Annotated in this window: 20 protein-coding genes and 7 tRNA genes; 13 read left to right on the plus strand and 14 right to left on the minus strand. The window is 48.4% G+C overall.

Annotated features, from left to right (window positions below):
- Positions 1–19: 19 nt before the first annotated feature.
- Together RCH83_RS12045 and norR are read right to left on the minus strand one after the other, a co-directional pair.
- Positions 20–421 carry a YbaN family protein gene (locus RCH83_RS12045; protein ID WP_306522392.1) on the minus strand — a complete coding sequence of 134 codons (402 nt, stop codon included), beginning with the start codon at positions 419–421 and terminating at the stop codon, positions 20–22.
- Positions 421–2,049 carry a nitric oxide reductase transcriptional regulator NorR gene (norR, locus tag RCH83_RS12050; RefSeq protein WP_306522395.1) on the minus strand — a complete coding sequence of 543 codons (1,629 nt, stop codon included), beginning with the start codon at positions 2,047–2,049 and terminating at the stop codon, positions 421–423. The genes RCH83_RS12045 and norR overlap by 1 nt, the downstream gene beginning before the upstream one ends.
- Before the next feature lie 198 nt (positions 2,050–2,247).
- On the opposite strand from norR, the gene ytfE reads away from it, so the two are divergent.
- Entirely contained in the window at positions 2,248–2,934 is a 687-nt protein-coding gene (ytfE, locus tag RCH83_RS12055) for an iron-sulfur cluster repair protein YtfE (protein WP_306522397.1), read from the plus strand.
- Between the two features lie 227 nt (positions 2,935–3,161).
- On the opposite strand, the gene RCH83_RS12060 is transcribed toward ytfE, so the two are convergent.
- The 4 genes from RCH83_RS12060 to RCH83_RS12075 form a co-directional block, all read right to left on the minus strand.
- Positions 3,162–3,848, minus strand: coding sequence for an ABC transporter substrate-binding protein (locus RCH83_RS12060; protein ID WP_306522399.1), 687 nt, complete (start codon positions 3,846–3,848; stop codon positions 3,162–3,164).
- A gap of 353 nt (positions 3,849–4,201) precedes the next feature.
- Positions 4,202–4,277, minus strand: a tRNA-Phe gene (locus RCH83_RS12065).
- Positions 4,278–4,294: 17 nt separating this feature from the next.
- Positions 4,295–4,370, minus strand: a tRNA-Thr gene (locus RCH83_RS12070).
- Between the two features lie 67 nt (positions 4,371–4,437).
- Positions 4,438–4,513, minus strand: a tRNA-Phe gene (locus tag RCH83_RS12075).
- Between the two features lie 268 nt (positions 4,514–4,781).
- Between RCH83_RS12075 and RCH83_RS12080 the strand changes: the two genes are divergently transcribed.
- Entirely contained in the window at positions 4,782–7,538 is a 2,757-nt protein-coding gene (locus RCH83_RS12080; protein ID WP_306522402.1) for a hybrid sensor histidine kinase/response regulator, read from the plus strand.
- 177 nt (positions 7,539–7,715) lie between these two features.
- Here RCH83_RS12080 and kdsA read toward each other — a convergent pair whose 3' ends face one another.
- The 6 genes from kdsA to hemA all read right to left on the minus strand — a co-directional run bounded on the left by kdsA (position 7,716) and on the right by hemA (position 14,062).
- Positions 7,716–8,564 carry a 3-deoxy-8-phosphooctulonate synthase gene (gene kdsA, locus RCH83_RS12085; RefSeq protein ID WP_306522405.1) on the minus strand — a complete coding sequence of 283 codons (849 nt, stop codon included), beginning with the start codon at positions 8,562–8,564 and terminating at the stop codon, positions 7,716–7,718.
- Between the two features lie 60 nt (positions 8,565–8,624).
- Entirely contained in the window at positions 8,625–8,999 is a 375-nt protein-coding gene (locus RCH83_RS12090; RefSeq protein ID WP_306522407.1) for a SirB2 family protein, read from the minus strand.
- A 159-nt stretch (positions 9,000–9,158) separates the two neighbouring features.
- Entirely contained in the window at positions 9,159–10,712 is a 1,554-nt protein-coding gene (locus RCH83_RS12095; protein ID WP_306522409.1) for a response regulator, read from the minus strand.
- A 126-nt stretch (positions 10,713–10,838) separates the two neighbouring features.
- Positions 10,839–11,705, minus strand: a complete 867-nt coding sequence (prmC, locus tag RCH83_RS12100) for a peptide chain release factor N(5)-glutamine methyltransferase (protein WP_306522411.1) — start codon at positions 11,703–11,705, stop codon at positions 10,839–10,841.
- The gene (prfA, locus tag RCH83_RS12105) at positions 11,705–12,796 is read right to left on the minus strand and encodes a peptide chain release factor 1 (RefSeq protein ID WP_306522414.1); all 1,092 of its coding nucleotides are present in this window, start codon (positions 12,794–12,796) and stop codon (positions 11,705–11,707) included. Before prfA ends, prmC begins: the two co-directional genes overlap by 1 nt.
- Positions 12,797–12,814: 18 nt before the next feature.
- Entirely contained in the window at positions 12,815–14,062 is a 1,248-nt protein-coding gene (gene hemA, locus RCH83_RS12110; protein WP_306522416.1) for a glutamyl-tRNA reductase, read from the minus strand.
- Between the two features lie 196 nt (positions 14,063–14,258).
- On the opposite strand from hemA, the gene lolB reads away from it, so the two are divergent.
- The 6 genes from lolB (at position 14,259) to ychF (ending at position 19,425) form a co-directional block, all read left to right on the plus strand.
- On the plus strand, positions 14,259–14,858 hold the full coding sequence (gene lolB / locus RCH83_RS12115; RefSeq protein WP_306522419.1) for a lipoprotein insertase outer membrane protein LolB: 600 nt from the start codon (positions 14,259–14,261) through the stop codon (positions 14,856–14,858).
- Positions 14,859–14,935: 77 nt separating this feature from the next.
- On the plus strand, positions 14,936–15,823 hold the full coding sequence (gene ispE / locus RCH83_RS12120; protein ID WP_306522421.1) for a 4-(cytidine 5'-diphospho)-2-C-methyl-D-erythritol kinase: 888 nt from the start codon (positions 14,936–14,938) through the stop codon (positions 15,821–15,823).
- 77 nt (positions 15,824–15,900) lie between these two features.
- Complete coding sequence (locus tag RCH83_RS12125) at positions 15,901–16,836, plus strand: ribose-phosphate pyrophosphokinase (protein ID WP_240652893.1); 936 nt, start codon at positions 15,901–15,903, stop codon at positions 16,834–16,836.
- Between the two features lie 208 nt (positions 16,837–17,044).
- Positions 17,045–17,644 (plus strand): 50S ribosomal protein L25/general stress protein Ctc, encoded by a 600-nt coding sequence (locus tag RCH83_RS12130; protein ID WP_306522423.1) that lies wholly within the window; start codon positions 17,045–17,047, stop codon positions 17,642–17,644.
- Positions 17,645–17,646: 2 nt separating this feature from the next.
- Positions 17,647–18,240, plus strand: coding sequence for an aminoacyl-tRNA hydrolase (pth, locus tag RCH83_RS12135; RefSeq protein WP_306522426.1), 594 nt, complete (start codon positions 17,647–17,649; stop codon positions 18,238–18,240).
- Between the two features lie 93 nt (positions 18,241–18,333).
- Positions 18,334–19,425 carry a redox-regulated ATPase YchF gene (ychF, locus tag RCH83_RS12140; protein ID WP_306522428.1) on the plus strand — a complete coding sequence of 364 codons (1,092 nt, stop codon included), beginning with the start codon at positions 18,334–18,336 and terminating at the stop codon, positions 19,423–19,425.
- Positions 19,426–19,518: 93 nt separating this feature from the next.
- Here the strand turns inward: ychF and RCH83_RS12145 are convergent, their stop codons facing one another.
- Positions 19,519–21,084, minus strand: a complete 1,566-nt coding sequence (locus RCH83_RS12145; RefSeq protein WP_306522430.1) for an oligopeptide:H+ symporter — start codon at positions 21,082–21,084, stop codon at positions 19,519–19,521.
- A 294-nt stretch (positions 21,085–21,378) separates the two neighbouring features.
- Between RCH83_RS12145 and RCH83_RS12150 the strand changes: the two genes are divergently transcribed.
- From RCH83_RS12150 to RCH83_RS12170, 5 genes are all read left to right on the plus strand, one after another.
- Positions 21,379–21,455 (plus strand) — tRNA-Met (locus RCH83_RS12150).
- Positions 21,456–21,478: 23 nt separating this feature from the next.
- Positions 21,479–21,563: transfer RNA gene (locus tag RCH83_RS12155), tRNA-Leu, on the plus strand.
- Positions 21,564–21,591: 28 nt separating this feature from the next.
- Positions 21,592–21,666, plus strand: a tRNA-Gln gene (locus RCH83_RS12160).
- 57 nt (positions 21,667–21,723) lie between these two features.
- Positions 21,724–21,798 (plus strand) — tRNA-Gln (locus RCH83_RS12165).
- A gap of 111 nt (positions 21,799–21,909) precedes the next feature.
- Positions 21,910–22,458: a hypothetical protein gene (locus RCH83_RS12170; protein ID WP_306522433.1), complete on the plus strand. Its 549-nt coding sequence runs from the start codon at positions 21,910–21,912 to the stop codon at positions 22,456–22,458.
- A gap of 61 nt (positions 22,459–22,519) precedes the next feature.
- Here the strand turns inward: RCH83_RS12170 and RCH83_RS12175 are convergent, their stop codons facing one another.
- Positions 22,520–23,707, minus strand: coding sequence for an FAD-dependent oxidoreductase (locus tag RCH83_RS12175; protein ID WP_306522436.1), 1,188 nt, complete (start codon positions 23,705–23,707; stop codon positions 22,520–22,522).
- Positions 23,708–24,005: the final 298 nt, after the last annotated feature.

Below are 24,005 nucleotides of genomic sequence, written 5' to 3' on the forward strand. Positions count from 1 at the left end.
GCGGTTTGTTCTGTCGTTGTCATTTTCTGTCCGTTTGTGATTTGTGCTTGAGTGCGGCTTGCTCCGGCCTTAACCATAACCAACAGGCCACGGCGGTTAGCAGCAGCGTCAGCGCCAGTTTAAAGACCAGCATCAGGCTACTGAGCCAACATAACAACAGGCTTAGCAACATCATCAGACTGGCGGCAATTTTGCCGCTGCGTGGCACCACGCCAAAAGCCCGCCAGTTGTGAATAAGCGGGCCATACCTTGAATGTGCCAGCAGCCGCGCTTCCAGCTGTGGCCAGCCTTTACCGGCGGCAAAAGCCGCCAGCAACATAAAAGGCACAGTCGGCAAACCAGGCAGCACTACACCAATCAGCCCCAGCAATAAACTGCCAAGAGCCAACAAGCGAAATAACAGGATGCGAAGCAACAACATCACAGACTTCCTTTGAGCAACGCCTTTACCCCAAGTTTTTGCGCCAGTTTATGCAAGTTGCTGCTGTCGATATCCAGCAGCCGGGCGGCTTGTGACCAGCTGCCACCACTTTGTTTAAAAGCAGCTTCAATATGTTGACGCTGAAACTGCAATAACGCCTGTTTTAACGGCAGTCCGGGCATGGCTGCCGCCTGATACTGCTGCTCTGAAGTTGCCAAACCAGCTGCTGTCAAAGATGCAGTTGTTGCTGCCGTTGCTGATGATGATGATGATGATGATGATGATGATGAGAAGGATGGGCTGATATCCAGCCAGCGGGGTTCTATTGTCAGAATATCCTGCTGCTGATGACCTTCACTCAGCGCTTTAATCGCAGCGCGGCTTAACACATGCTCCAGCTCACGGATATTCCCAGGCCAATGATATTGCAACAGATGCCACTGTGCCTGCTCCGATAAACGGATAGCACGCAACCCCAGCCTGCTGCGGTTTTGTTCGAGAAAATGCCCGGCCAGCATCGCAATGTCGCTGCTGCGCTGCCGTAAAGGTGGAATAGGCACAGGATAAACCGACAACCTATGATATAAATCGGCCCGAAAGGCGCCCAGCGCTACTTGCTGGGCTAAATCGCGGTTGGTGGCCGCCACTATCCGTACATTCACGCTGCGGCTTTTATCCGAGCCCAGCCGCTGAATTTCGCCATTTTGTAATACCCGCAACATTTTTGCCTGTACCAGAAGTGGCAGTTCCCCCACTTCATCTAAAAACAAAGTGCCACCATCGGCCGCTTCAAACCGGCCACTACGCTCTTGCTGCGCGCCGGAAAAAGCCCCTTTAACATGACCAAAAAGTTCACTCTCCGCCAAAGATTCCGGCAAAGCGGCACAATTGATATACACCAAAGGTTTGCCGCTGCGGTTGGATTGTTGGTGCAGATAACGGGCAAATAACTCTTTGCCAACACCGGTTTCGCCAAGCAATAACACCGGTAAATCAGAAGTGGCCACCACTTTTACTTCCGCCAGCAGCTGCAATAAAGCCGGACTCTGGCCAATAATTTCGTCTGAAGGCGAGCTGTAAGCACCGCTATAAGCCCCACTATCCAGCAGCTGATTGGCTCTGGCATAACGGACAGTGCGAAGTTCAGTTTCCAGCTGACAGACCCGCACAGCGGCTTCCACCAATAAACTGAATCTTTGCAGCTCCAGGATGGTTAACCTGCTAAAAGTACCAGCCTGCAATGCATCCAAAGTCAAAACTCCCCAGCACTGGCCTTCCAGATATAACGAAATGCCCATGCAGTCATGCACCAGCAGCGGTTGGCCTTGTTGCACTTCCACCAGACCATCATATGGATCCGGCAAAGTGCTGTCTGGGGCAAAATGTACCGGCTGTCGGCTTTGTAAAATAGCCTGTAACCTTGGGTGATTGGCCAGCAAAAAACGCCGGCCTAAAGTTTCAGCGGCCAAACCACAAACCGCCAGTGGTTTGAGCTGCTCTTGTTGCAGCTGCAACAGTGCCACTGCACTACAACCAAAATGAGTGCGCATGGTATTTACCAGCCGCTGCAAACGAACGGCAGCAGGCAAATCAGCCACTAAATCTGCAACTAAGGTTTCTTCCAGCATGGTTATTTTTACCCTTTTGGGTGAATCTTACCCGGTAATTTCAGGGTTAAATTTACCATCCCCGGCAAAAAATCTATATAAATCAAAAGGGGTAGTTCTGGCCTGATTCTTGGAATATCAACACAACACTGATACAACAGCAAAGTGCTGTTGTGCTGATATTCCCGCCTTGACCAGGCACAATAACCGGAGTCTGTTATGTCTTATTTAGATCAACCCCTGGGTACACTGGCCAGCCAAATTCCCGGTGCCACAGCAATATTTCATAAATACAAACTGGATTTTTGTTGTGGTGGCAAAGAATCCCTTTCGGCAGCTGCTGCAAAAAGACAACTGAATGCCCAACAAATAGATAACGAACTGGCCGCGCTGGCAGCGATGAAAAACACCACAGACCGCAATTGGCAAAACGCCAAAACCGAAGAGCTGGCTTATTTTATTCTGGAGCGTTTTCATGCCAGACACCGTGAGCAACTGCCGGAGCTGATTCGTCTGGCACGCCGGGTAGAACATGTGCATGGTGACCATCCAGAATGCCCGACCGGCCTTGCGACCCATCTGGAACATATGTTTCAGGAGCTGGAAAGCCATATGCATAAGGAAGAACAAATTTTGTTTCCGATGTTATGTAATGGTTTTTTCCCGGCCGGCCCTATTTCGGTAATGCAGGAGGAACATCAACAACATGGCGATGCACTGGAAACAATGTTGCAACTGGCAAAAGATTTGGTCCTGCCGGCCGGCGCCTGTAACACCTGGTCGGCTTTGTATCTGGGGCTGACCGAATTAAAAGAAGATTTAATGGAACATATTTTGCTGGAAAACGAAATTCTGTTTGTTGAACCCCAACAACAAAAAGGTCAGTGTTGCGGCTCCTGCCAATAACCCCAGCTGATGCTGCCAGGACAAAGACAGTGTGTGCTGCCAAAAGCACTGTCTTTGTGGTTGATTGACAGCCTTTACAGCTGTCAATTTAACAAAACTCAATGCCGTAGTTACTTCTAACATTTAGCTACTGTCGACAAGCCTGAATGATCAACACAGTCGCAATTTTTTTGGTCTGCAGTTCAGCCATAACCCTTACCAGAGCGCAATAACAACACACTGCTGCTTTAGTCAGGGCTGTTGGCAAGGTATTGGTGATAACGCCCATCCTGCTTCATCAACAGCAGAGCCCGGTCAAAATCTGCAGCCAGATAAGCGTAGTTTTTGTGAAAAATATGGTAAACCTGTGCTGTTGATAACACCAGTTGCTGCTCTGCCACCTGGAATACCGGTGACTGCTCAAATGCCGTGCCCATTAACGCAACATCAATACGCCCCATGTCCAGCATTTTTGCCAGCTGAATATGAGTTGTCACGGCAAAGGCATTCAGCTGATGCTGCCGGTTAAAGTTTTCTGCCACACTCATGCCAATCACATAACCAACCCGAAAAGAACGAAGCTCATGAGCTGCTGATAATTGCATTAAGTTGCCTTTTTTGCGTAGCGCCACCAATTGCACTTCCAGCAGCGGTACTGCTGAATAGATCAGATTTGGATATTTAGCAGATGGGTCTTTGATACGGCCGATTTCAGCAGCAAAAATACCGGAATTTACCGCAGACAAGGCCCGCTCTGAAGGTATCAGGCTAAATTCTGTGGTGAGCCCCAATTCCTGATAAACAGCACTGATTAACCTGAAAAACCGCTCATCTCCTTCTTGCCCGGCAATTTTTAATACTGGTTGTGCAACAGCAACGTCACTGATAAGGAGCAATATCAGCAGCAGCCTCATCCATTTCACTGATCCTGACATCGCAGAACTACCTCCCTCAACTCTGTGTAGCGCTAAGTATACAAGGCCACAGCCGGAACGTCGGAGTATCATTGTTGGGATCAGACAGACAACAGCATCGGAGGCTTAATGCCGGAAGTAACGGCTTGAATTGCAATGCAGGCAAGGCGGTAAAACCAGCTGCGGTGCACTAATTTTGACATGATGCGGAAAAATCAGCTTTTCAAAATGAACGATCATTGTTGGATAAAGACCTGAAATACAGTCAAATTTAATAGCCCAAATGAGCTGTTTGCAATAAGACGTTATTTTGGAAAACGTTGCGGGTGCTAAAAACAAAAAGCCCCGCAAATATTTGCGGGGCTTGTTGTTTATGGTGCCCAGAGGCGGAATCGAACCACCGACACGCGGATTTTCAATCCGCTGCTCTACCGACTGAGCTATCTGGGCAAACTCTTTGCTTTAAATGGTGCCGCTTATCCGAGTCGAACGGATGACCTACTGATTACAAGTCAGTTGCTCTACCAACTGAGCTAAAGCGGCATAGTTCTTTAAAGCGAACACTGTAGTGAACTGATTTAACACAGAAAATCAACACACCATAAATTTATGGTGCCCAGAGGCGGAATCGAACCACCGACACGCGGATTTTCAATCCGCTGCTCTACCGACTGAGCTATCTGGGCAACGGGGGGTATTAAACGGATTTTGCCGGGGCAAGTCAACTTTTTTTTGGCAGATCAGCACTGACAGCCTAGAAGTTGAACAAAATAGTCAATTAAGCAGCAAAAACGGCGCTAACAGCAGTGCTTTTCCGGCAGAAATTTGTTTTTTGTCAAAAGATGCAGCCAGCTTAACTAATTGATCCTGCGACGACAAAACAGTGGTGGTCGACACAAAAATGGTTAGAATAAAATTTCTGTTTTAATTCATCAGGCTGGTCGGTTGTTTTATATGGAAAAAAGCTCCTTTGTTTCGCCTTTATTCCGGCGCCTGGCTTTGTTGGTGCTGTTGTTGGTCAGTCTGCAAAGCGGATTACATCTGTATCTGGACTGGCAACAACATCAGGCGCAGCCGGCAAGTGCCGGTCTGCAACAAGATGGTCAGCTGCTGGCGCAGGCCATTACCCCTATGCTGGCACTGGACCGCTGGGACGACGCTTCACCGCTATTAGAACTGGTGAATAATGCCGGCGATGGCCGGGCCGCTTATTTATACAAACAACAACATCCGGAACCGGCGCTGATGGTTCACACCAATGGCCTGGCAGGTTTTAACCCGGCGCTGGCGCTAACCCAACCACAATTACAACATGGCTTTTCGATGCATTTACAGCCGGTGCAGCATAATGGCAAAACCCTGGGACAACTGATGCTGGTCAGTAAAACCGCACCTTTTGACTACCTGCCCTACCTGCTGCAGGCTTTGCCTTGTTATCTGCTTGGTTTGTTGCTGGCCTGGTTATTGGCAGCACATCTGGATAAAAGGCTGCAAAGGGACATCGACAATCTGAACGAGGATATCAGCGCCGCTATTGAGCTGGGTCAATACAGTGGCAGCCTGAGTAGTCGTGATGGTCTGGCGGCTTTAGCGCTGAACATTAACCGCTTGTTTAAAAAAATTGCCTTTAGCCAAAAAGAGCTGAAAACCTCAGAAGCCGATATCAACAAGTTAAAACAGGAAGTGGACACCAGAATCAAAGAGCGCACTGATGCTTTGGAAAGTGCCAAGCTAACGGCGGAAAAAGCCAACGAAGCGAAATCAACTTTTCTTGCCACTATGAGCCATGAAATCCGCACTCCGATGAATGGCATTATCGGCACCATAGATTTATTGCGAAAAACCCAGCTGGCCACGGCACAATTTCGTATGACAGACACCATCCGCGAATCGTCTTTTTCACTGCTGCGTATTCTGGATGACATTCTGGACTTTTCAAAAATTGAAGCCGGCAAATTAGAACTGGAATCTATTCCGCTATCGTTGGGTGACATTATTGAAGCTGTAGGCCGCATTCTGATTTCCATGGCTTATCAACGTCAGATTGATTTAAAAATTTATATCGACCCCCGTATTCCGGACGGTCTGATGGGCGACCCGGTCAGGCTTCGGCAAATTTTGTATAACCTGGCCGGTAACGCCATTAAATTTACCCAAACCAGCAGCGGTAAAACCGGTTTAGTGCAAATACGCGCCGACTTGCTCGACGAAAATATGGAGTTTGATGTGATTCAGCTGTCGGTGATCGACAACGGCAAAGGTATGACCCAACGCCAGCTGCATTATGTGTTTCAGCCTTTTAGTCAGGCCGAAGGTTCTATTACCCGCAAATATGGTGGCACCGGCCTTGGTTTGTCCATTTGTCAGCGCCTGACAGCTCTGATGTATGGTGATATTGAAGTGCAAAGTGAAGTGGGCAAAGGCACTGAATTTAAAGTAAAACTGCCAATGCGCCGCAGCGAGGAAACTTTAGCTGTCCGGGTTGGGCTTGAAGATTTGTCGATCAAAGTTTATTCACAAGACGCTTTGAATCTGGAAAGCCTGCACAGTTATTTCAGCTATGCCGGCGCCGACGTTGAAACTATTGCCGATTTCCAGCAACTGGAAAAAAAGATCAGCCAAGCACAGCCGCCAAATCTGAAAAACGAAGCTGCGGTCTGGGTGCTGGACGCCACTTATCAGCAACTGAGCCAGGCCCAGATTAATCAATTGCTGGCCAGTTCGGCCAAAGATGGCCGCCATTTTGTTATTCTGACTAACTTACCCGAACTTGCCGATCACAATGCAGCACAAGTGTATTACTTGCACAGCGCCCCTATTTGCCGCAGTCATTTATATGAAACTGTGTTGATTTCAGCAGGACGTAAACAAAAACCACAAACGATACAAAAACCACAAAGCCTGCCACAAGCAACCCTAAGCACTGAACAGGCCAAAGCACAGCATAAACTGATTTTGCTGGCTGAAGATAACCTGATGAATCAAAGGGTTATTGTTGACCAGCTCAATGCACTTGGTTATGCCGTTGATGTGGCCGACGACGGTGCTATTGCTTTGGAAAAATGGCGGCAATACCGCTACCCGCTGCTTTTAACCGACTTACATATGCCCAATATGAGTGGTTATGATTTAGCGGCGGCCATTCGTAAAGAAGCCTTGCAATATGACGATGAAAACAGTCAGTTCACCCGTATTATTGCGGTAACGGCCAATGCACTTAAAGGCGAAGAACAAAAGTGTTTCAGTGTGGGCATGGACGGTTATATCACCAAACCTATTGAACTGGCGACGCTGGAAACCATGTTGCAACGTTGGTTGCCACTGAATAAAAACAATGCAGCCGACGCAGCCACTGTGGTGCCGGAAAACAGCAAAATCAGTCCGCCTATTTGTTTTACCACTATTGCCAATTTCCTTGGTAATGAACCGGCGAAACATGAAGAACATCTGAATTATTTTGTTAATCATGCTGCCGGTTTATTGTCACAGATAGAGCAGAATATTCAGCTGCAGGATCGTAATGGCATTCATACCATGGCGCATCAGTTAAAATCAGCCGCCAAGAGTGTCGGCGCTTTGCATCTGACCGAAACAGCGTTACAGCTGGAACAAGGCAGCGAAAATAGCGACTTTGACAGTCTGGCGCAGCTGGCACTTGAACTAAGGCAGCGTTATCAGGACGTCGTAGCTTATGTGCAACAACGTTATTAATAACAACACACTTCACATCAGCACGGCACTGGCAACGCAGCGGCCACAATAACAGGCCAGTCCGGCCTGGCTGCTATCGGGCTTTTCATAAAAAAACGCGCCCTGGGAAGTGGCGCGTTTTTTTATTTGTTGGCGCCTGACCAACTGAAGTGGGCTGCGCTTTGATGTTTCACTTCGTTAGTTGGCTGACGTATCCAGCGGCGCAAAACTTTTTACTAAGTCATCCAGCGCTTTCATTTGTGTCAGGTAACCTTCCAGTTTGCTCAGCGGCAACGCACAAGGACCATCACATTTGGCTTCATTTGGATTTGGATGGGCTTCAATAAATAAACCTGCCAGACCAAGCGCCATACCAGAGCGCGCCAGCTGCGCAGCCTGAGCACGGCGGCCATCGGCAGAGTCGGTGCGCCCGCCTGGTTTTTGCAGCGCGTGGGTGGCATCAAAAATCACCGGCGCATATTGTTTCATCTCGTCCATGCCGAGCATGTCCACCACCAGGTTGTTATAACCAAAGCTGGAACCCCGTTCACATAAAATCACTTTGTCATTACCGGCTTCACGGAACTTGGTGATGATATGACGCATTTCATGCGGTGCCAGAAACTGCGGTTTTTTCACGTTAATCACAGCACCGGTATTGGCCATGGCAATCACTAAATCGGTTTGGCGCGCCAAAAATGCCGGTAACTGAATCACATCCACCACTTCGGCAACTGGCGCTGCCTGATAAGGTTCATGCACATCGGTAATCAGCGGAATAGCAAAAGTGCGTTTAATTTCTTCAAAAATTTTTAAACCTTCTTCCATACCAGGGCCGCGGTAAGAATGCACAGACGAGCGGTTGGCCTTATCAAAAGACGCTTTAAACACCAGTGGAATAGCCAGCTTTTCGCAGACTTTCACATACTCTTCGGCCACCTTAAGCGCCATATCGCGCGATTCCAGCACGTTCATGCCGCCAAAAAGTACAAAAGGTTGATCGTTGGCAACCTGAATGTTACCCACCTGAATTGTTTGAATGGCCATCAGGCCTCCTGCAAAAAGAAAATAAAAAACCGCGCCAGTTTAGCACCGGCACGGCCCTTGTTAACCAAATAATACCGGTGTTTTGGTCATGGCCAGTTTGACGGCTAATACCAGCCAGCCAAGGGCACCAATAAAAGCAAAAACCCGCAAGGTTGTAGTACGGCCTTTAAACGCCATCACACCAAGCGCTATATAAGCCAGCACTGCCAGTAGTTTCTCCGTCAGCCACGGATTTACAAAAGGATATTGCTGAATAGTGACCATCAACGCCACAGCAGATAACAGCAAAAAGGTGTCAATAATATGAGGTGCTACTTTAAAAAACTTGCGTTGCAGCAAAGCTGAACCTGTCAAAGACAACACAAAACGTAATACCAAAAACGCCAGACTTAAAGCCACCAATAACATGTGACTGTGTTTTATTGCCATATACATCAGAATGATCCCATAACCAGATAAAATTAAAGTAAAAACCCCTACGGGATTTGTTGTGTAATGCTGCCACTGCCAAATTGCAATCAGCTTATTGCCTGGGCTGCGGCTTAGATAAAAACAAACCACCCTTGGGTGGTTTGCGCTGTCGAAAAACCGGGTTTATTCCTCGTCCGGGTATTTTTGCAAAATTGCCTCTATTTTGTCGACCCGGCTTTTTAATATTTCTACCAGTGCAGGCTCAAACTGTTTACCCGACTCGCTGATAATTTTCTCCATCGCCGCTTCTTGTGTCCAGGCTGACTTATAACAGCGCCTGTGCCGCAGCGCATCATACACATCGGCAATTGCCGCAATACGGCCATACACATGAATGTCTTCAGCGGCTTTGCCGGCAGGATAACCAGTGCCATCCCATTTTTCATGATGATCACGCGCAATAATAGCCCCGGCCTGAATAATAGCTCTTTTCGAGTTTTTTAAGATTTCATAACCAATGCTGGAATGGGTTTTCATCACTTCCCATTCATGCTCCTGTAATTTCATTGGTTTATTCAAAATTCCATCCGGAATACCCACTTTGCCGACGTCATGCAAAGGTGAAGCAAACATCAGTTTTTCCGCTTCAGTGTCTGACAGGCCATAAGCGATGGCGAGGTCATAACAAATAAAAGCCACTCGTTTGACATGGTTGCCGGTTTCAATAGAACGCTGCTCTACTGCTTCACTTAAGCGGTAGACTATTTCGCGTTGGGTATCTTCAATTTCATGCTGCAGCTGCACATTTTCATAAGCAATTTGCACATTTTGCGAAAACAGCTCTATCAGCCGTTTTTGGTTTTCGTTGACCTGACTGGGTAAACCCGACACATACAATAAAGAGCCGTGGGTAAACTTACTGGTGCAATACGCCACTAAATAATTGTCACGATACACGATGCTGCGGCTATGCAAGGCTTGATGAAAAGCCGACATCAACACCGGATCCAGCACTGAAGCAACTGCCTGCCCTTCTTTATGTTCAAATTCACCCAAACCGGCAAAGACCACCAGTTGATCCGGATCCTGATTTTCATGGGTATTACCCGCTACCAGACTGGATGTCACTAACAAGGCATTTTCATTACAACCTAAAATAGATGTCAGCTGTTGCAACACCCCATCAATAAACTGCTCCATCGAATGGGCGGAAAATAAATCGGCTGACGCTGTAATAATTTTCTCCAGGCCCTGGCGGCTGGCATCAATAGACAAAATATCGCGGTAAGAACGCAGGCTCGACATCACCACAGTAAAAAGTTTTTGTGCTGTCAGTTCGGTTTTGGATTTGTAATCGTTGATATCGTAATTGACGATCACCTGCCGCTCCGGCGCTTGGCCCGGTTGGCCTGTGCGTAAAATAATGCGCACATAATGATTATGTAAATCTTCGCGGATATAACGTGCCACCAATAAACCGGCATCGTCGGTTTCCATCACCACATCCAATAGCATAATGGCCGCGTCCGGATGTTGTTCAATCATTTTTTTAGCTTCAGCGCCGGAATAAGCACTGATAAATTCCAGGTTTTTGCCCTGAAAAGAAAAGTCGCTGAGGGCAAGTTTGGTCACAGCATGTACTTCAGGTTCATCATCGACAATGAGCACCTTCCAGCTGCCGCTGTGGGTTGGACTTACTTCGTCCGGTTCATCCGCAAACAGAAAATCGTTGGCCACTCTAAATCCCTCATGCTAACCAATAGATGTTGTTTTTATTAGTTATATGCGGTAATTGGCACAGGGTCAAAAGATAACGACAAGATAAAGCAGAAAGTGTTTTTAAAAAGCTGAGGAAAATCAGGCTTATGGCAGCAAACCACCGCTGATACGCCATTGATTACCATAATCACGACGGGATTGCACCTGTACAAAACCAGCTGCAGTTAAAATAGCCTGCACCGCTTGCGCCTGCTGATAACCATGCTCCAGCCATAACCAGCCAGCAGGGTTCAGCCGGTCGCGGGCGCCTGCACAAATAATACGGATATCAGCAAGGCCCTGATCATCAGCCACCAAAGCCGATAAAGGTTCAAAACGCACATCACCTTGCGCCAGATGCGGGTCATTGGCGTCGATATAAGGCGGGTTGCTGATAATCAAGTCAAAACGGCTGTTGCCGGTGGCACTGTACCAATCGCTTTGTAAAAAGCTGCAGTTAGGTAGTTGCAGGCGGTCACGGTTACGGTTGGCAAGCGCCACTGCATCAGCCGAATAATCAACCCCCAACAGCTGCCAGTTGGGTCTGGCTTTAGCGAGCGCCAAAGCGATAGCACCAGTACCCGAGCCTAAATCCAACACCCTGGCATTGGCCGGCAAATCTAGTGCAAGCGCCTGCTCTACCAAAAGTTCAGTGTCAGGACGGGGAATAAGGGTACAAGGTGCCACTTCAAGCTCTATATCCCAGAACCACCAGCGTCCTGTGATATAAGCCAGCGGCTCGCCGGTCAAACGGCGCGCCAGTGCTTGTTGTAAGGTCTGTAATTGCGCGGCGTTCAGTGTATCTGCGCTGCGGCTAAGCAGTGTTGTCACTGACCAGCCTAAAACATCTGCTGTTAAACGCCTTGCTTCCAGGCGCACATCATCCAAAGCCGGATCCACAGCAGCCAATGTTTCTAAGGCAATGGCTGACTGCTGCAACCAGAGTTGCAGCGTCATTCCGGTCTGTGGCATCAGCGGTTTTCTTCCGCCAGTGCCGCCAGCAAGTCAGCCTGGTGTTCGTGACTGAGCGGGCCCAGCACTAAATCTAATTCACCTTCCATCACTTCCAGCAAACGGTAAACCGTGAGGTTAATACGGTGATCGGTTAAACGACCTTGTGGGAAGTTGTAAGTGCGGATCCGTTCAGAACGATCACCTGACCCCACTAAAGAACGACGGGTTGACTCTTCCACCAAACGGCGTTTTTCATCTTCAGCCGCCTGAATTCGGGACTGCAACACACTCATAGCGCGGGCGCGGTTTTTGTGTTGTGAACGTTCGTCCTGACATTCCACCACTATGCCGGTTGGCAAGTGAGTAATACGAATAGCAGAGTCGGTTCTGTTCACGTGCTGACCACCGGCGCCTGAAGCGCGGTAAGTATCGACTTTTAAGTCAGCCGGGTTAATTTCAATGGCTTCACTTTCCGGCACTTCCGGCATAATGGCCACTGTACAGGCAGAGGTATGCACCCGGCCCTGCGATTCAGTGGCGGGAACCCTTTGCACCCTGTGGCCGCCCGATTCAAACTTCAGGGTGCCGTACACCCCTTCCCCCTGCACACTGGCAATGACTTCTTTATAACCGCCGTGTTCACCGTCGTTGCTGCTGACAATTTCCACTTTCCAGCGTTTTTTCTCGCAAAAACGGCTGTACATACGGAATAAATCACCGGCAAAAATAGCGGCTTCGTCACCACCGGCACCAGCACGGATTTCCAGAAAACAGTTGTTATTGTCGTTGGGATCTTTAGGCAACAATAAAATTTGTAATTCCTGATCCAGCAATTCAATCCGCTCTTTCGCCGCTTTATATTCGTCCTGCGCCATCTCGCGCATCTCAGGATCGGTGTCTTTAAACATCTCTTCAGCGCTTTGTAAGTCGTCCTGCGCGCCGCGATACTGGTCAAAGGCCTGCGCTATCGGCTCAAGCTGACTGTATTCTTTGGAAAGCTCACGGAACCTGCTCTGGTCCGAAATCACGCCGCCGTCACTGAGCAACGCCTGTACTTCTTCGTGACGCTCAACCAGACCTTCGAGCTTACGATAAACCGAATCTTTCATGGGAAATGGGGTACCTGATTAGATATCTACTAAAAAATTGATCAAAGTTTTGGCATCAACCTGTTCATCCTGCAATAAATGGCGGATGGTTTTGGTTGGTGCATGCATTAATCTGTTACTGAGTTTAGTGGCAAATTCCTGCAACACTTTCTCTTTGTCCTGACCGCTGGCAAGTTGATTCAGTGCCCGTTGTAATAATTCGTTTTTAACCACATCACAACGGTCGCGATAATCGCGCACCCAATCGATATTGCCTTGCAGTTGCAGCCACTGGCTAAATTCGGCCACTCCGGCCGCTATCATATTTTCGGCCTGCGCCGCCGCCTGCTGGCGCGACTGCATATTTTGCGACACGATATTCTGTAAATCGTCCACAGTGTATAAATAAGCGTCCTCAAGCTCTGCCACCTGAGATTCGATATCGCGTGGCACTGCTAAATCCACTAAAAACATCGGCTTATGCCGGCGTTTTTTTAACGCCTGCTCCACCATACCTTTACCCACAATAGGCAAGGTACTGGCGGTTGAGCTTATCACCACATCGGCGTCGGTTAAGGCTTGTGGCACCTGCGCCAGGCTCACCACCTGACCATTAAACTGCGTCGCCAGAGCTGCAGCTCTGTCGTAAGAGCGGTTGGCCACTGTTAATTGCAAAGCGCCTTGTTCCAGCAAATGTTTGGCCACCAGCTCTATGGTTTCACCAGCGCCAATCAGCAGCACTTTCACATCGGCCAGTTTGCCAAAAATCTGTTTGGCAAGCGCAACAGCGGCAAAAGCAACAGACACCGCATTGGCGCCAATCTCGGTATCGGTACGGACTTGTTTGGCCACCGCAAAGGTTTTCTGAAACAAACGTTCAAACACAGGCGCAATAGTACCAACCTGCCGCGACTGGCTATAGGCTTGTTTTACCTGACCTAAAATCTGCGGTTCACCAAGCACCAGCGAATCCAGCCCACAAGCTACCCGCATCAGATGGGCAGTTGCAGCATCGTCCTGGTGTAAATACAAATGAGGAGCCACTTCGTGCAGCGTCAGCTGGTGAAATTTGGCAAGCCATTCAATTACCTGTTTCGATTGTGCCGCAGAGCCGCTAAAATACAGCTCGGTTCTGTTACAGGTGGACACTATCACAGCGTCGCTGACAGCCGTTGTTGCTGTCAGATCCAGCAAAGCGTCAGCCACTTGCTCCGGGGCAAAAGCAACTTGTTCCCGTAAGGCTACAGGTGCTGTTTTGTGATTGATACCAAGCGCAAAAATAGTCATTCACCTGAATAGGCCCAAAACACAAAGGGCGGGAAACCGAAGAAAGCGCGAATTGTACGAAAATACACAAGGCAAGAAAAGCCTTAACTGCGTTGAGCCGGATAAAAGCAAAACGAAACAAAATAAAGTAACTGCAAGCCGCAAAAGGCTCAGCTCACCGCAGTCAGTCTGGCTGCACTGCACTATAGGAAAAGATGTGATTTTTCAAAAAATAATCTGCTGTGTTTTTACTGTGCTGTTACTCAGTGCCTGTAGCTCTGTACCTGAAAAAATTGAAATGCCATTGCCAGCGAAAGAGCGTCAGCAAAAACTGGCCACCCTGACCCACTTTGAGCTCACCGCCTCTTTAGGGGTAAAAGTCCCCAACGACAGCGTCAGCGGCAGTCTGAACTGGCAACAACAAGGTGAGTTTTATAACGCCGACATGAATAACTTTATCGGTGTGAATATTTTTAAACTGCAGACCGACAAAAACGGCGCCACTGTGCAGGTCAGCGGAGAAACCCACCAGGCGCAAAGTGCGGCCGTGCTGCTGGATTATTTATCCGGCTGGTCTTTGCCTATTGCCGAAATGCCACTCTGGCTTAAAGGCATGGCAGGGCAACAAAGCAGCGAGCTGCGCTGGGATCCACTGGGCCGTTTAATAAGTTTTAGCCTGCTCGACAGTCAGAACAGACGCTGGCAGGTCAGTTATCCGGAGTTTTTCCCCGACCAGCTGTCGTTACCAAAACGTATTACGCTGGAATCCAAAGACACCCGGCTGAAACTGGTGATAAGGCAGTGGAAACTGGTGTAAAACACCCATCCGGCTTATCGGGCAAGGTCAAAGCAACAACAGTCAAAAACGAAGTTAAATAACAGGATATTCCAGCAGTGACAGCGCAGCATCTGACATTACCAGCTCCGGCCAAACTGAATTTATTTTTGCATATCACCGGCCGCCGCACCGACGGTTATCATTTATTGCAAACCCTGTTTCAAATTCTGGATACCGGCGATGAACTGCAGTTTAGCGCCAATCAGAGTGGTGCCATTAAGCTTGCTTGTAACGATAAAAGTCTCGAAGGCACCGACAACCTGATTTACCGCGCCGCTATGGCGCTCAAACCTTATGCCGCCACTGATGCAGGCGTTGAGATATTTTTAGATAAAAAACTGCCGATGGGTGGCGGTTTAGGCGGTGGTTCCTCTGACGCTGCCACCACTTTGCATGCGCTGAATAAACTCTGGCAGCTGAATTTAGCTGTTGCTGAACTTGCTGATATAGGCCTGAAACTGGGCGCCGATGTGCCACTTTTTGTCGAAGGTTATACTGCTTTTGCACAAGGTGTTGGTGAAAAACTGACGCCGGTACTGCTTCCTGAAAAAGTTTTTTTAGTTGTCACGCCAGCTTGCCATGTCAGCACTGTTGCCGTATTTACCCATCCGGATTTAATCCGCAACAGCAAGGTCATCACCGAAGCAGATGTACTAAACTCTTTTGGCACTGTTGGTGGTAATTGGCTGAGTAACTCATGCTGGCGTAATGACTGCCAACCACTGGTTGAACGTCTCTACCCTATTGTTGCATTAACCTTACAGTGGTTGGTAGAATACGCGCCGTCTCGAATGACGGGTACTGGCGCCAGTTTATTCGCTGAATTCCCGGACGAAATCAGTGCTCGTCGAGCCCTTGCCAACTTACCCGACAATTGTTCTGGTTTTGTTGCCCGAGGGGTCAACCGGTCGCCACTGCTGACCGCGTTGGAACATGCCGTATAACGAGAAGACGGGAGCGATTCCCGTCTGAAGATTTTAACCGGACTCAAAACCGCCCTGAGGATCCTACCGTGCCCGACATGAAGATATTCGCTGGTAATGCCGTACCAGAACTCGCCAAGAAAATTGCCAGCCGTTTGTATATCAAACTGGGCGACGCCGAAGTCGGCCGATTCAGCGATGGAGAAGTCAGTGTGCAAATTAATGAAAACGTCCGTGGATCGGACGTTTTTATTATCCAGTCAACCTGCGCACCGACTAACGACAATCTGATTGAACTTATTGTGATGGTAGACGCCCTGCGCCGTGCTTCTGCCGGCCGCATCACGGCTGTTATTCCTTATTTTGGTTATGCCCGCCAGGACCGCCGTGTGCGTTCTGCCCGTGTGCCTATCACCGCTAAAGTAGTGGCTGACTTCCTGTCCAGCGTTGGTGTTGACCGTGTGTTAACAGTTGACCTGCACGCTGAACAAATTCAGGGTTTCTTTGATGTGCCGGTGGACAACGTGTTTGCTTCACCAGTGCTGTTGGAAGACATGCGTAAACGTGAATTCCAGGCGCCAGTTGTAGTATCTCCGGATATCGGTGGTGTGGTGCGTGCCCGCGCTATTGCCAAGCTGTTAAACGATGCCGACTTAGCCATCATCGACAAACGCCGGCCAAAAGCCAACGTAGCCCAAGTGATGCACATCATTGGTGATGTGAAAGATCGCGACTGTATTATTGTTGATGACATGATCGACACAGGCGGCACCCTGTGTAAAGCCGCTGAAGCGTTAAAAGAACAAGGCGCCCGCCGTGTATTTGCTTACGCTACCCACCCGGTATTTTCTGGCAACGCTGCTGAAAACATCGCCAACTCAGTGATTGATGAGCTGATTATCACAGACACCATCCCACTGAGCGCGGAAATGAAAGCCGTCAGCAAAGTCAAACAACTGACATTAAGCGAAATGATGGCCGAATGTATCCGCCGTATCAGCAACGAAGAATCTATCTCTTCAATGTTTGATTAATTTCCGTCATACAGACACCCACTCCCTGAAGCTGCTGCTTCAGGGATAAAGGGAATAGAAAAGGCGCCACCCGGCGCCTTTTCTATTTGCAGCCCCAAAGCTGCGGTGCTATTATGTCGCGCTTTTTTCCGCCAGATGGCGCCTGAAAAAAGCATCATTCTGGTTTTCTGGTCGCGGAAACCAGAGCAATTCATTTTTGGAGATAAACATGTCTAACGCCATTTACACGTTAAATGCTGAAGTTCGTAACGACCTGGGGAAAGGTGCGAGCCGCCGCCTGCGTCACGCGGACAAAGTTCCGGCTATCATCTACGGTGGCGCTGCTGCCCCTGTATCTATCACGCTGGATCACTCTAAGCTGTTACAAGCTCAGGCCAACGAAGGTTTCTACACTCACATCCTGACTATCAACGTTGGCGGTGAAGAAGTGAAAGCAATCGTTAAAGCAATGCAACGTCACCCGTTCAAGCCAAAAGTAACTCACGTTGACTTCCAACGTGTTGAAGCTGGCCATGAACTGCACACTGTTGTTCCTGTACACTTCATCAACGAAGCTGCTGCAGTGAAAAAAGGTGGCATCGTTGCTCACCATATCAACGAAATCGCTATCACTGTTCTGCCACAAAACCTGCCTGAATTCATCGAAGTGGATTTAGCTGACGTTGCAGTTGGTGTAACTCTGCACTTATCAGACCTGAAAGTTCCAGCTGGCGTAGTTATCGCTGAACTGGCTAAAGGCGCTGGTCATGACCAGGCTGTTGTTTCTGTAAACAAACCAGCTGGCAAAGCAGACGACGCTGCTGAGTAATAATGACTGAAGTTATTCAGTTAGTCGTGGGCCTGGGAAATCCGGGCCCCGAATACAGCAATACACGTCATAACGCTGGCCAGTGGTTCGTTGAACAACTGGCCAGTCGTTTTAATACTTCTCTCAAAGCCGAAGCCAAGTTTTTTGGTCTGACCGGCAAGTTCATGTTGCAAGGCCGTGAAATCAAATTATTGGTACCCACGACTTTTATGAACTTAAGCGGCAAAGCCGTACTGGCAATGGCGCAATTTTACAAAATTCCACCTGAAGCTATTTTGGTTGCCCATGATGAAATGGCGCTGGAACCTGGTTTTGCCAAGCTGAAAATTGGTGGTGGCCACGCCGGCCATAATGGCTTAAAAGATATAACGGCCAAATTTGGCAATAATCCGAATTTTTACCGCCTGCGGCTTGGCATTGGCCATCCGGGTCATAAAGACAAAGTCACAGGTTATGTGCTGGGCAAAGCGCCGCAGCAAGAGCAAAAGCTGATAGACGACGCGCTGGACGAAAGCCTGCGTTGTTTTGAGCTTTGGCAACAGCAGGATCTGGTGAAAGCCCAGCACAGATTACATAGTTTTAAAGCCACTGTTTAAGCGCAAACAGCTTTTACAACGGCCAACGCAGCAACTTCGTTTTGCTGACCGATTTCGCAGGCCCGACCTGTATTTAGTTCAAAGGATCATCTCATGGGTTTTAAATGTGGCATCGTTGGTTTACCAAACGTCGGTAAATCTACTTTATTCAACGCGTTGACCAAAGCAGGCATTGAAGCGGCCAACTTCCCGTTTTGTACCATTGAGCCAAATACCGGTGTGGTACCAGTGCCGGATTTACGCCTGCAACAGCTGGCTGAAATTGTAAATCCACAACGTATTCTGCCAACTACAATGGAGTTTGTGGATATCGCCGGTTTAGTCAAAGGTGCTTCCAAAGGTGAAGGCCTTGGCAATAAATTCCTGGCCAATATCCGCGAAACCGACGCTATTGGTCACGTCGTGCGTTGTTTTGAAGATGAAAACATCATCCACGTTGCCAATAAAATTGACCCGGCTGATGACATCGACACTATCAATATGGAACTGGTACTGGCCGATATGGACAGCGCGGAAAAAGCTATTTTCCGTGTCAGCAAAAAAGCCAAAGCCGGTGACAAAGACGCCAAAGCTGAAATTGAAGTGCTGGAAAAAGTGAAAAAACATCTGGAAGAAGGCCTGACCTTACGTCAGCTGGATTTATCTGATGATGAAAAAGCTTTGGTTTCCTACATGAATTTTTTAACCATCAAACCAACGATGTACATTGCCAACGTGTTAGAAGATGGTTTTGAAAATAACCCACATTTAGATGTGGTACGTGAAATTGCCGCCAAAGAAGGCGCTATTGTGGTGCCGGTCTGTGCTGCTATTGAATCCGAAATTTCTGAGCTGGAAGACGACGAAAAAGCCGAGTTTTTAGAGTCTATGGGCCTGGACGAACCAGGTTTAAACCGGGTTATTCGTGGTGGTTATTCACTGTTAAACCTGCACACTTATTTCACCGCTGGTGTGAAAGAAGTGCGCGCCTGGACTATTCCGGTAGGCGCCACTGCCCCACAAGCCGCTGGTGTGATTCACACCGACTTTGAAAAAGGTTTTATCCGCGCGCAAGTAGTTGCTTTTGACGACTTTATCGCTTGTAAAGGTGAAGCCGGTGCTAAAGAAGCAGGCAAACTGAAAGTTGAAGGCAAAACTTATGTTTGTAAAGACGGCGACGTGATGCATTTCCTGTTTAACGTTTAAGCTTGCTCTCTGATGTAAAAAAGCCACCGCAAGGTGGCTTTTTTGTTTCTGGTGAAAGGCAAAGCAACACAGGATTTGCCTTGCCAATTACTGTCAGCCTACTGGCCGGTAATTATCCTGCATTGGATAACTTCTGGCATAAAGCGCAAATATCGCCGCGGCTAAGAGCGCAAAAGCGGCAAAAAAGAACATTAAAAATGCCGTTTCACTCAAGCCACTTTGGGTCACCTGCGCTGTCACTGCCGGTGTTTTAATGCTGTTATTGGCAAGTAACACCCATAAGTTACCTACTGTCACCGACAAGTTCCAGAAACTGGTAATAGTGCCTTTCATGGCTGCCGGTGCCTGGCTATAGGCAAACTCAAGGCCAGTCGCTGATACCAGCACTTCACCCATGGTCAGTAAGGCATAAGGCAAAATTTGCCACATAATATTCATCGGTGTGCCCATATCCATCATCAGCTGAATACTGCCAATCACAATCCAGCTGAGGCCTGTCACCGCAATACCAGCGCCCATTTTGCGGAGCGAAGTGAGCTGCACCCCACATTTTTCCAGAAATGGATAAAGCACCAGGTGGTTAAAAGGAATAAGGATCATCACCAGCGCCGGGTTGAGCGCTTGCATCATGGCCGGTTCAAACCAGTCAGGTTTTACCATGGCATTGGCTTGTAAAATCCAGGTCGAAGCTTTTTGGTCAAACAAAGACCAGAACGGCGTCACCAGTGCAAATAAAATCAAAATTCTCAGCACTGAACGTACACCATCAACAGCCGCATCAGGATGCAAGCCTCTGGCGCGCTCCAGCTGCAGCGCCGCACCTGCACCACCAAACCCCATAATAAGCACCAGCGCCAGACAAAGCGCCGCTACAATACCCAGCGAACTCATTTGTGATAACGCATACATAGCAAGCGCAGCACCTATAACGGCCACATAAAGACCAGGGTTGGCCTGGCCAACTTGTTTTGTCATTAAGGCAGTGCGGATCACAGGTAAAAAACCGTGCGGATTTTTTGGCTCAGGCGGCACGTTGACATAATTTTTGCGCCCTAACCAAAAAAACAAAGTGGCGATAAACATCAGAATACCTGGAATACCAAAGGCAACGGCGGCGCCATAATACTTCAGCAACAGCGGCATAAAGAGTGAGGCGAAAAACGAACCGAAGTTAATGGTGAAATAAAACCAGTCAAAGGCTTTGCGTGCCAGCGTCTTGTTGCTCTGGTCAAACTGGTCACCCATAAAAGACGACACCAAAGGTTTAATACCACCGGATCCCAGCGCTATTAAAAATAAGCCGGTATAAAAACCCTGCACGCTGTGTTCAAAAATGGCTAAAAACGCATGGCCCACACAATAAATTAAACTCAGCCATAAGATGGTGTTGTATTTACCAAAAAGCCGGTCGGCCAGGTAACCGCCTAATAAAGGAAAAAAGTACACCCCAATGACAAAAGAGTGAAATACGTCTTTGGCGGCACCTGCTCTTAACTCTTCCGGAATAGCCAATAACAAAGCTGTCATTAAAAATGGCGTCAGAATATTGCGCATGCCATAAAAGCTAAAACGCTCGCAAGCTTCACTGGCAATAATATAAGGCAGCTGTTTTGGCCAGCGTGGGCTGGTGGCAGCATCTTGAGTAGTCGGGGTCGACATGAGATCTCCTGTAATATTTTTTATGCTTTGGCATAAATAGCAGTCTTGGCTGCAGTCGGAGCGCGGCATTTGCCTACGCGGGAATGGCGATACTAACGGAATTTGTGTACAAACCCCAGCTTAAACCCGGCTAAGCCCATGGAATTTGGGGTAAAACTGGCTAAGCTGCAAACAATCTGCATAGAAAAACAGCAAACGAACTGAATTCGCTTTATTGCGGTAAAAAATGGGTTGACGTTAAAAACGCATCTGAGCATAATACGCGCCACTTGCTTAGGACAACTAAGACACAGTGGCTACATAGCTCAGCTGGTTAGAGCACAGCACTCATAATGCTGGGGTCGCAGGTTCGATTCCCGCTGTAGCCACCACTTAATTGTTGTTATCCAGTGTTGCGGAAATGGCGAAATTGGTAGACGCACTGGATTTAGGTTCCAGCGCCGCGAGGCGTGAGAGTTCGAGTCTCTCTTTCCGCACCAAAGCAAGTAAGAATTCTGCAGTTTCTGCAGGGGTATAGCCAAGCGGTAAGGCAGCGGGTTTTGATCCCGCCATTCTGGGGTTCGAATCCCTGTACCCCTGCCATTAATTTTAGTGGCAGTATGGTCATCAGTTCATACGTTATAGCCACATGTTTTCTGCAGGGGTATAGCCAAGCGGTAAGGCAGCGGGTTTTGATCCCGCCATTCTGGGGTTCGAATCCCTGTACCCCTGCCATTCTTTGATAACCCAGCTTCGGCTGGGTTTTCTTTTTTCTGCCTTGTTGAAATTAAGCCGCCCGTTGTATGCTGCGCCTTCTTGTTGTATTTCTCCGGTTTAAACAACACTTTGAAACACAAAACACCAATCACAGACAGCACCACCAAAGCCACTGGCCAGAGTTTGCAATATTGGTGTGAGTTTTTAATGGCGCAGCAGGCTGATACTCTGACGCATCAACAAATATTCGAGTTACTCAAAACCCAGCCTGGCCTCAGCGATTGGTGGGCGCAAAGTCTGGCAGTAAAATTTGAACAACAGATAGGCAGGCGTCAACCAGGTCAGGACTGTACCGGGCTGTTTAAGTTGTCTGTAAATAAAACCCTGCCAGGTCAGCTGGACGATGTATTGGCGCTTTGGCTTAGCGCTGTGGCGGGTGTCACTGGGTTTAGTACTGTGCCGGTGCAAAACGAACCCAGAATCAGCCAGAGTGAAAAATGGCGTTATTGGCGTTGTGAACTGGCGGATGGCTCCAGGTTAGTGGTGAATATTCAGCAAAAAACCGCAGATACATCAGTGTTATCGTTACAACATGAACAACTAAACACTGAAGCAGAACTAAAGCGATGGCGTAGTTTCTGGCAGGCTGAACTGCCGAAATTATTACAACTGAGCTAAATAACAACACCACCTATGCAGCACTCAGCTTTGCAGTACTGCATGAACACCAGCATGCTGCTTAACCTTTTAACCCAGCTGCATAAGCACCAACCAGGGCTTTGAGTGGTCCGGCATTGGCTGCTGCTGTTAAACCCAGTTTGCGGGCTAATCGCAGTACTGGCCATGAGCTGCTAAACAGCTGATAAAACCCATCCATGGCCGACATCATCAACAAATTGTCTTTTTTCCGCTGTTGCTGATAACGGTTTAACATGGTGGCATTGGCCAAATCTTCTCCTGCCGCCAAAGCCTGCAATACCAGCTCAGCCAATAAAGCAGCGTCGGCAAAACCAAGATTTACCCCTTGGCCTGCCAGTGGATTAATACTATGGGCAGCGTCCCCCACCAGCACCACACGGCCAGCCCAATAACGATTGGCGTGCATCCGGGTCAGTGGAAACCAGCCTTGTTGCTGAATTTTCACTTTGCCAAGTTTGGCCGGGAAGGTTTTAGTGATTTCAGCGGCTAAAGCTTCAGCCGGTAACTGAGCCAGCGCTTTTACTTTTGCTACATTGTCATACCAGACCAAAGACGCCTGGGCGCCCGGCAAAGGCAAAAATGCCCTTGGGCCCTGTTCGGTAAATTGTTGCCAGGTAATGTCCTGCTGCGGATATTCAGTGTCTACAGTTGCCACCAGACAAGCTTGTTGATACTGCCAGCCATTGTTGCCAATACCGGACAGAGCGCGCAGTTGCGACTGTGCACCATCAGCCGCTATTAACAAGCGGCCACGGATATCACCAAATTCTTTGCTGCTGACCGTTGAATAATCTTCCCCCTGCAATAAAGCAGTGACAGTTGCCGGAGAAAACACCGTGATAAACTCATTAAACTGCTGCCACATGGCTGCTTGCAAACTGTTGTTTTCAACAATATGGCCAAGATAAGGTTGCTTCAGTTCGCTTGCAGTAAATACCAGACCGTCGTTGTGGTGCTGGCTTTCCCCTTCAAAAGCCTGCAAAGCGCGGTAAGCGCATAACCTTTGCGCCGGCAAATGTTGCCAGACACCAATATCACTGAGCCACTGTTCACTACGTCTGTTAATAGCGCTGACACGTAAATCTATCGGCTGCTGCTCTAAAAGCGGCGCTGCCGGTGTTTTTTCAATCACAGCCACCTGCAAACCGGCCTGACTAAATCTGAGCGCCAACGAAGCGCCCACCATGCCACCACCTACAATCAGAATATCAAACAGTTTTGTTGTCATGCTTGTGCATACCGCTCTGCTTTTATTGGGTTTTATTCTACCTGAGAATCGCCCCCCTGCCCTGCGCCAGATCAGCAAAGCCAATATTTTTTTAAATACATGAAAGAAACACCCTCTTTTGCCGGTTGATTGTTTTACACAACTTTTAAAAGGACTGCTTTATGTATTTTGCCACCAGACTTTTCACCAAAGGTTCCACCATAATTTCCACCAAACCCCTGCTGCTGCTGATGGCAACTTTGTTGTTTACGTTAAACGCCGCTGCTAACACAACACTTCCAGCCATCGCTGATAGCCC

The organism is Rheinheimera sp. (assembly GCF_030824435.1).
In the GTDB taxonomy this organism is placed as follows: domain Bacteria; phylum Pseudomonadota; class Gammaproteobacteria; order Enterobacterales; family Alteromonadaceae; genus Pararheinheimera.

Excerpts from the sequence above, each read along its gene's own strand:
- RCH83_RS12045 (WP_306522392.1), bottom strand. The coding sequence starts at position 421 with ATGTTGTTGCTTCGCATCCTGTTATTTCGCTTGTTGGCTCTTGGCAGT.
- norR (WP_306522395.1), bottom strand. The coding sequence starts at position 2,049 with ATGCTGGAAGAAACCTTAGTTGCAGATTTAGTGGCTGATTTGCCTGCT.
- ytfE (WP_306522397.1), top strand. The coding sequence starts at position 2,248 with ATGTCTTATTTAGATCAACCCCTGGGTACACTGGCCAGCCAAATTCCC.
- RCH83_RS12060 (WP_306522399.1), bottom strand. The coding sequence starts at position 3,848 with ATGTCAGGATCAGTGAAATGGATGAGGCTGCTGCTGATATTGCTCCTT.
- RCH83_RS12080 (WP_306522402.1), top strand. The coding sequence starts at position 4,782 with ATGGAAAAAAGCTCCTTTGTTTCGCCTTTATTCCGGCGCCTGGCTTTG.
- kdsA (WP_306522405.1), bottom strand. The coding sequence starts at position 8,564 with ATGGCCATTCAAACAATTCAGGTGGGTAACATTCAGGTTGCCAACGAT.
- RCH83_RS12090 (WP_306522407.1), bottom strand. The coding sequence starts at position 8,999 with ATGTATATGGCAATAAAACACAGTCACATGTTATTGGTGGCTTTAAGT.
- prmC (WP_306522411.1), bottom strand. The coding sequence starts at position 11,705 with ATGCCACAGACCGGAATGACGCTGCAACTCTGGTTGCAGCAGTCAGCC.
- prfA (WP_306522414.1), bottom strand. The coding sequence starts at position 12,796 with ATGAAAGATTCGGTTTATCGTAAGCTCGAAGGTCTGGTTGAGCGTCAC.
- hemA (WP_306522416.1), bottom strand. The coding sequence starts at position 14,062 with ATGACTATTTTTGCGCTTGGTATCAATCACAAAACAGCACCTGTAGCC.
- RCH83_RS12125 (WP_240652893.1), top strand. The coding sequence starts at position 15,901 with ATGAAGATATTCGCTGGTAATGCCGTACCAGAACTCGCCAAGAAAATT.
- RCH83_RS12130 (WP_306522423.1), top strand. The coding sequence starts at position 17,045 with ATGTCTAACGCCATTTACACGTTAAATGCTGAAGTTCGTAACGACCTG.
- pth (WP_306522426.1), top strand. The coding sequence starts at position 17,647 with ATGACTGAAGTTATTCAGTTAGTCGTGGGCCTGGGAAATCCGGGCCCC.
- ychF (WP_306522428.1), top strand. The coding sequence starts at position 18,334 with ATGGGTTTTAAATGTGGCATCGTTGGTTTACCAAACGTCGGTAAATCT.
- RCH83_RS12145 (WP_306522430.1), bottom strand. The coding sequence starts at position 21,084 with ATGTCGACCCCGACTACTCAAGATGCTGCCACCAGCCCACGCTGGCCA.
- RCH83_RS12175 (WP_306522436.1), bottom strand. The coding sequence starts at position 23,707 with ATGACAACAAAACTGTTTGATATTCTGATTGTAGGTGGTGGCATGGTG.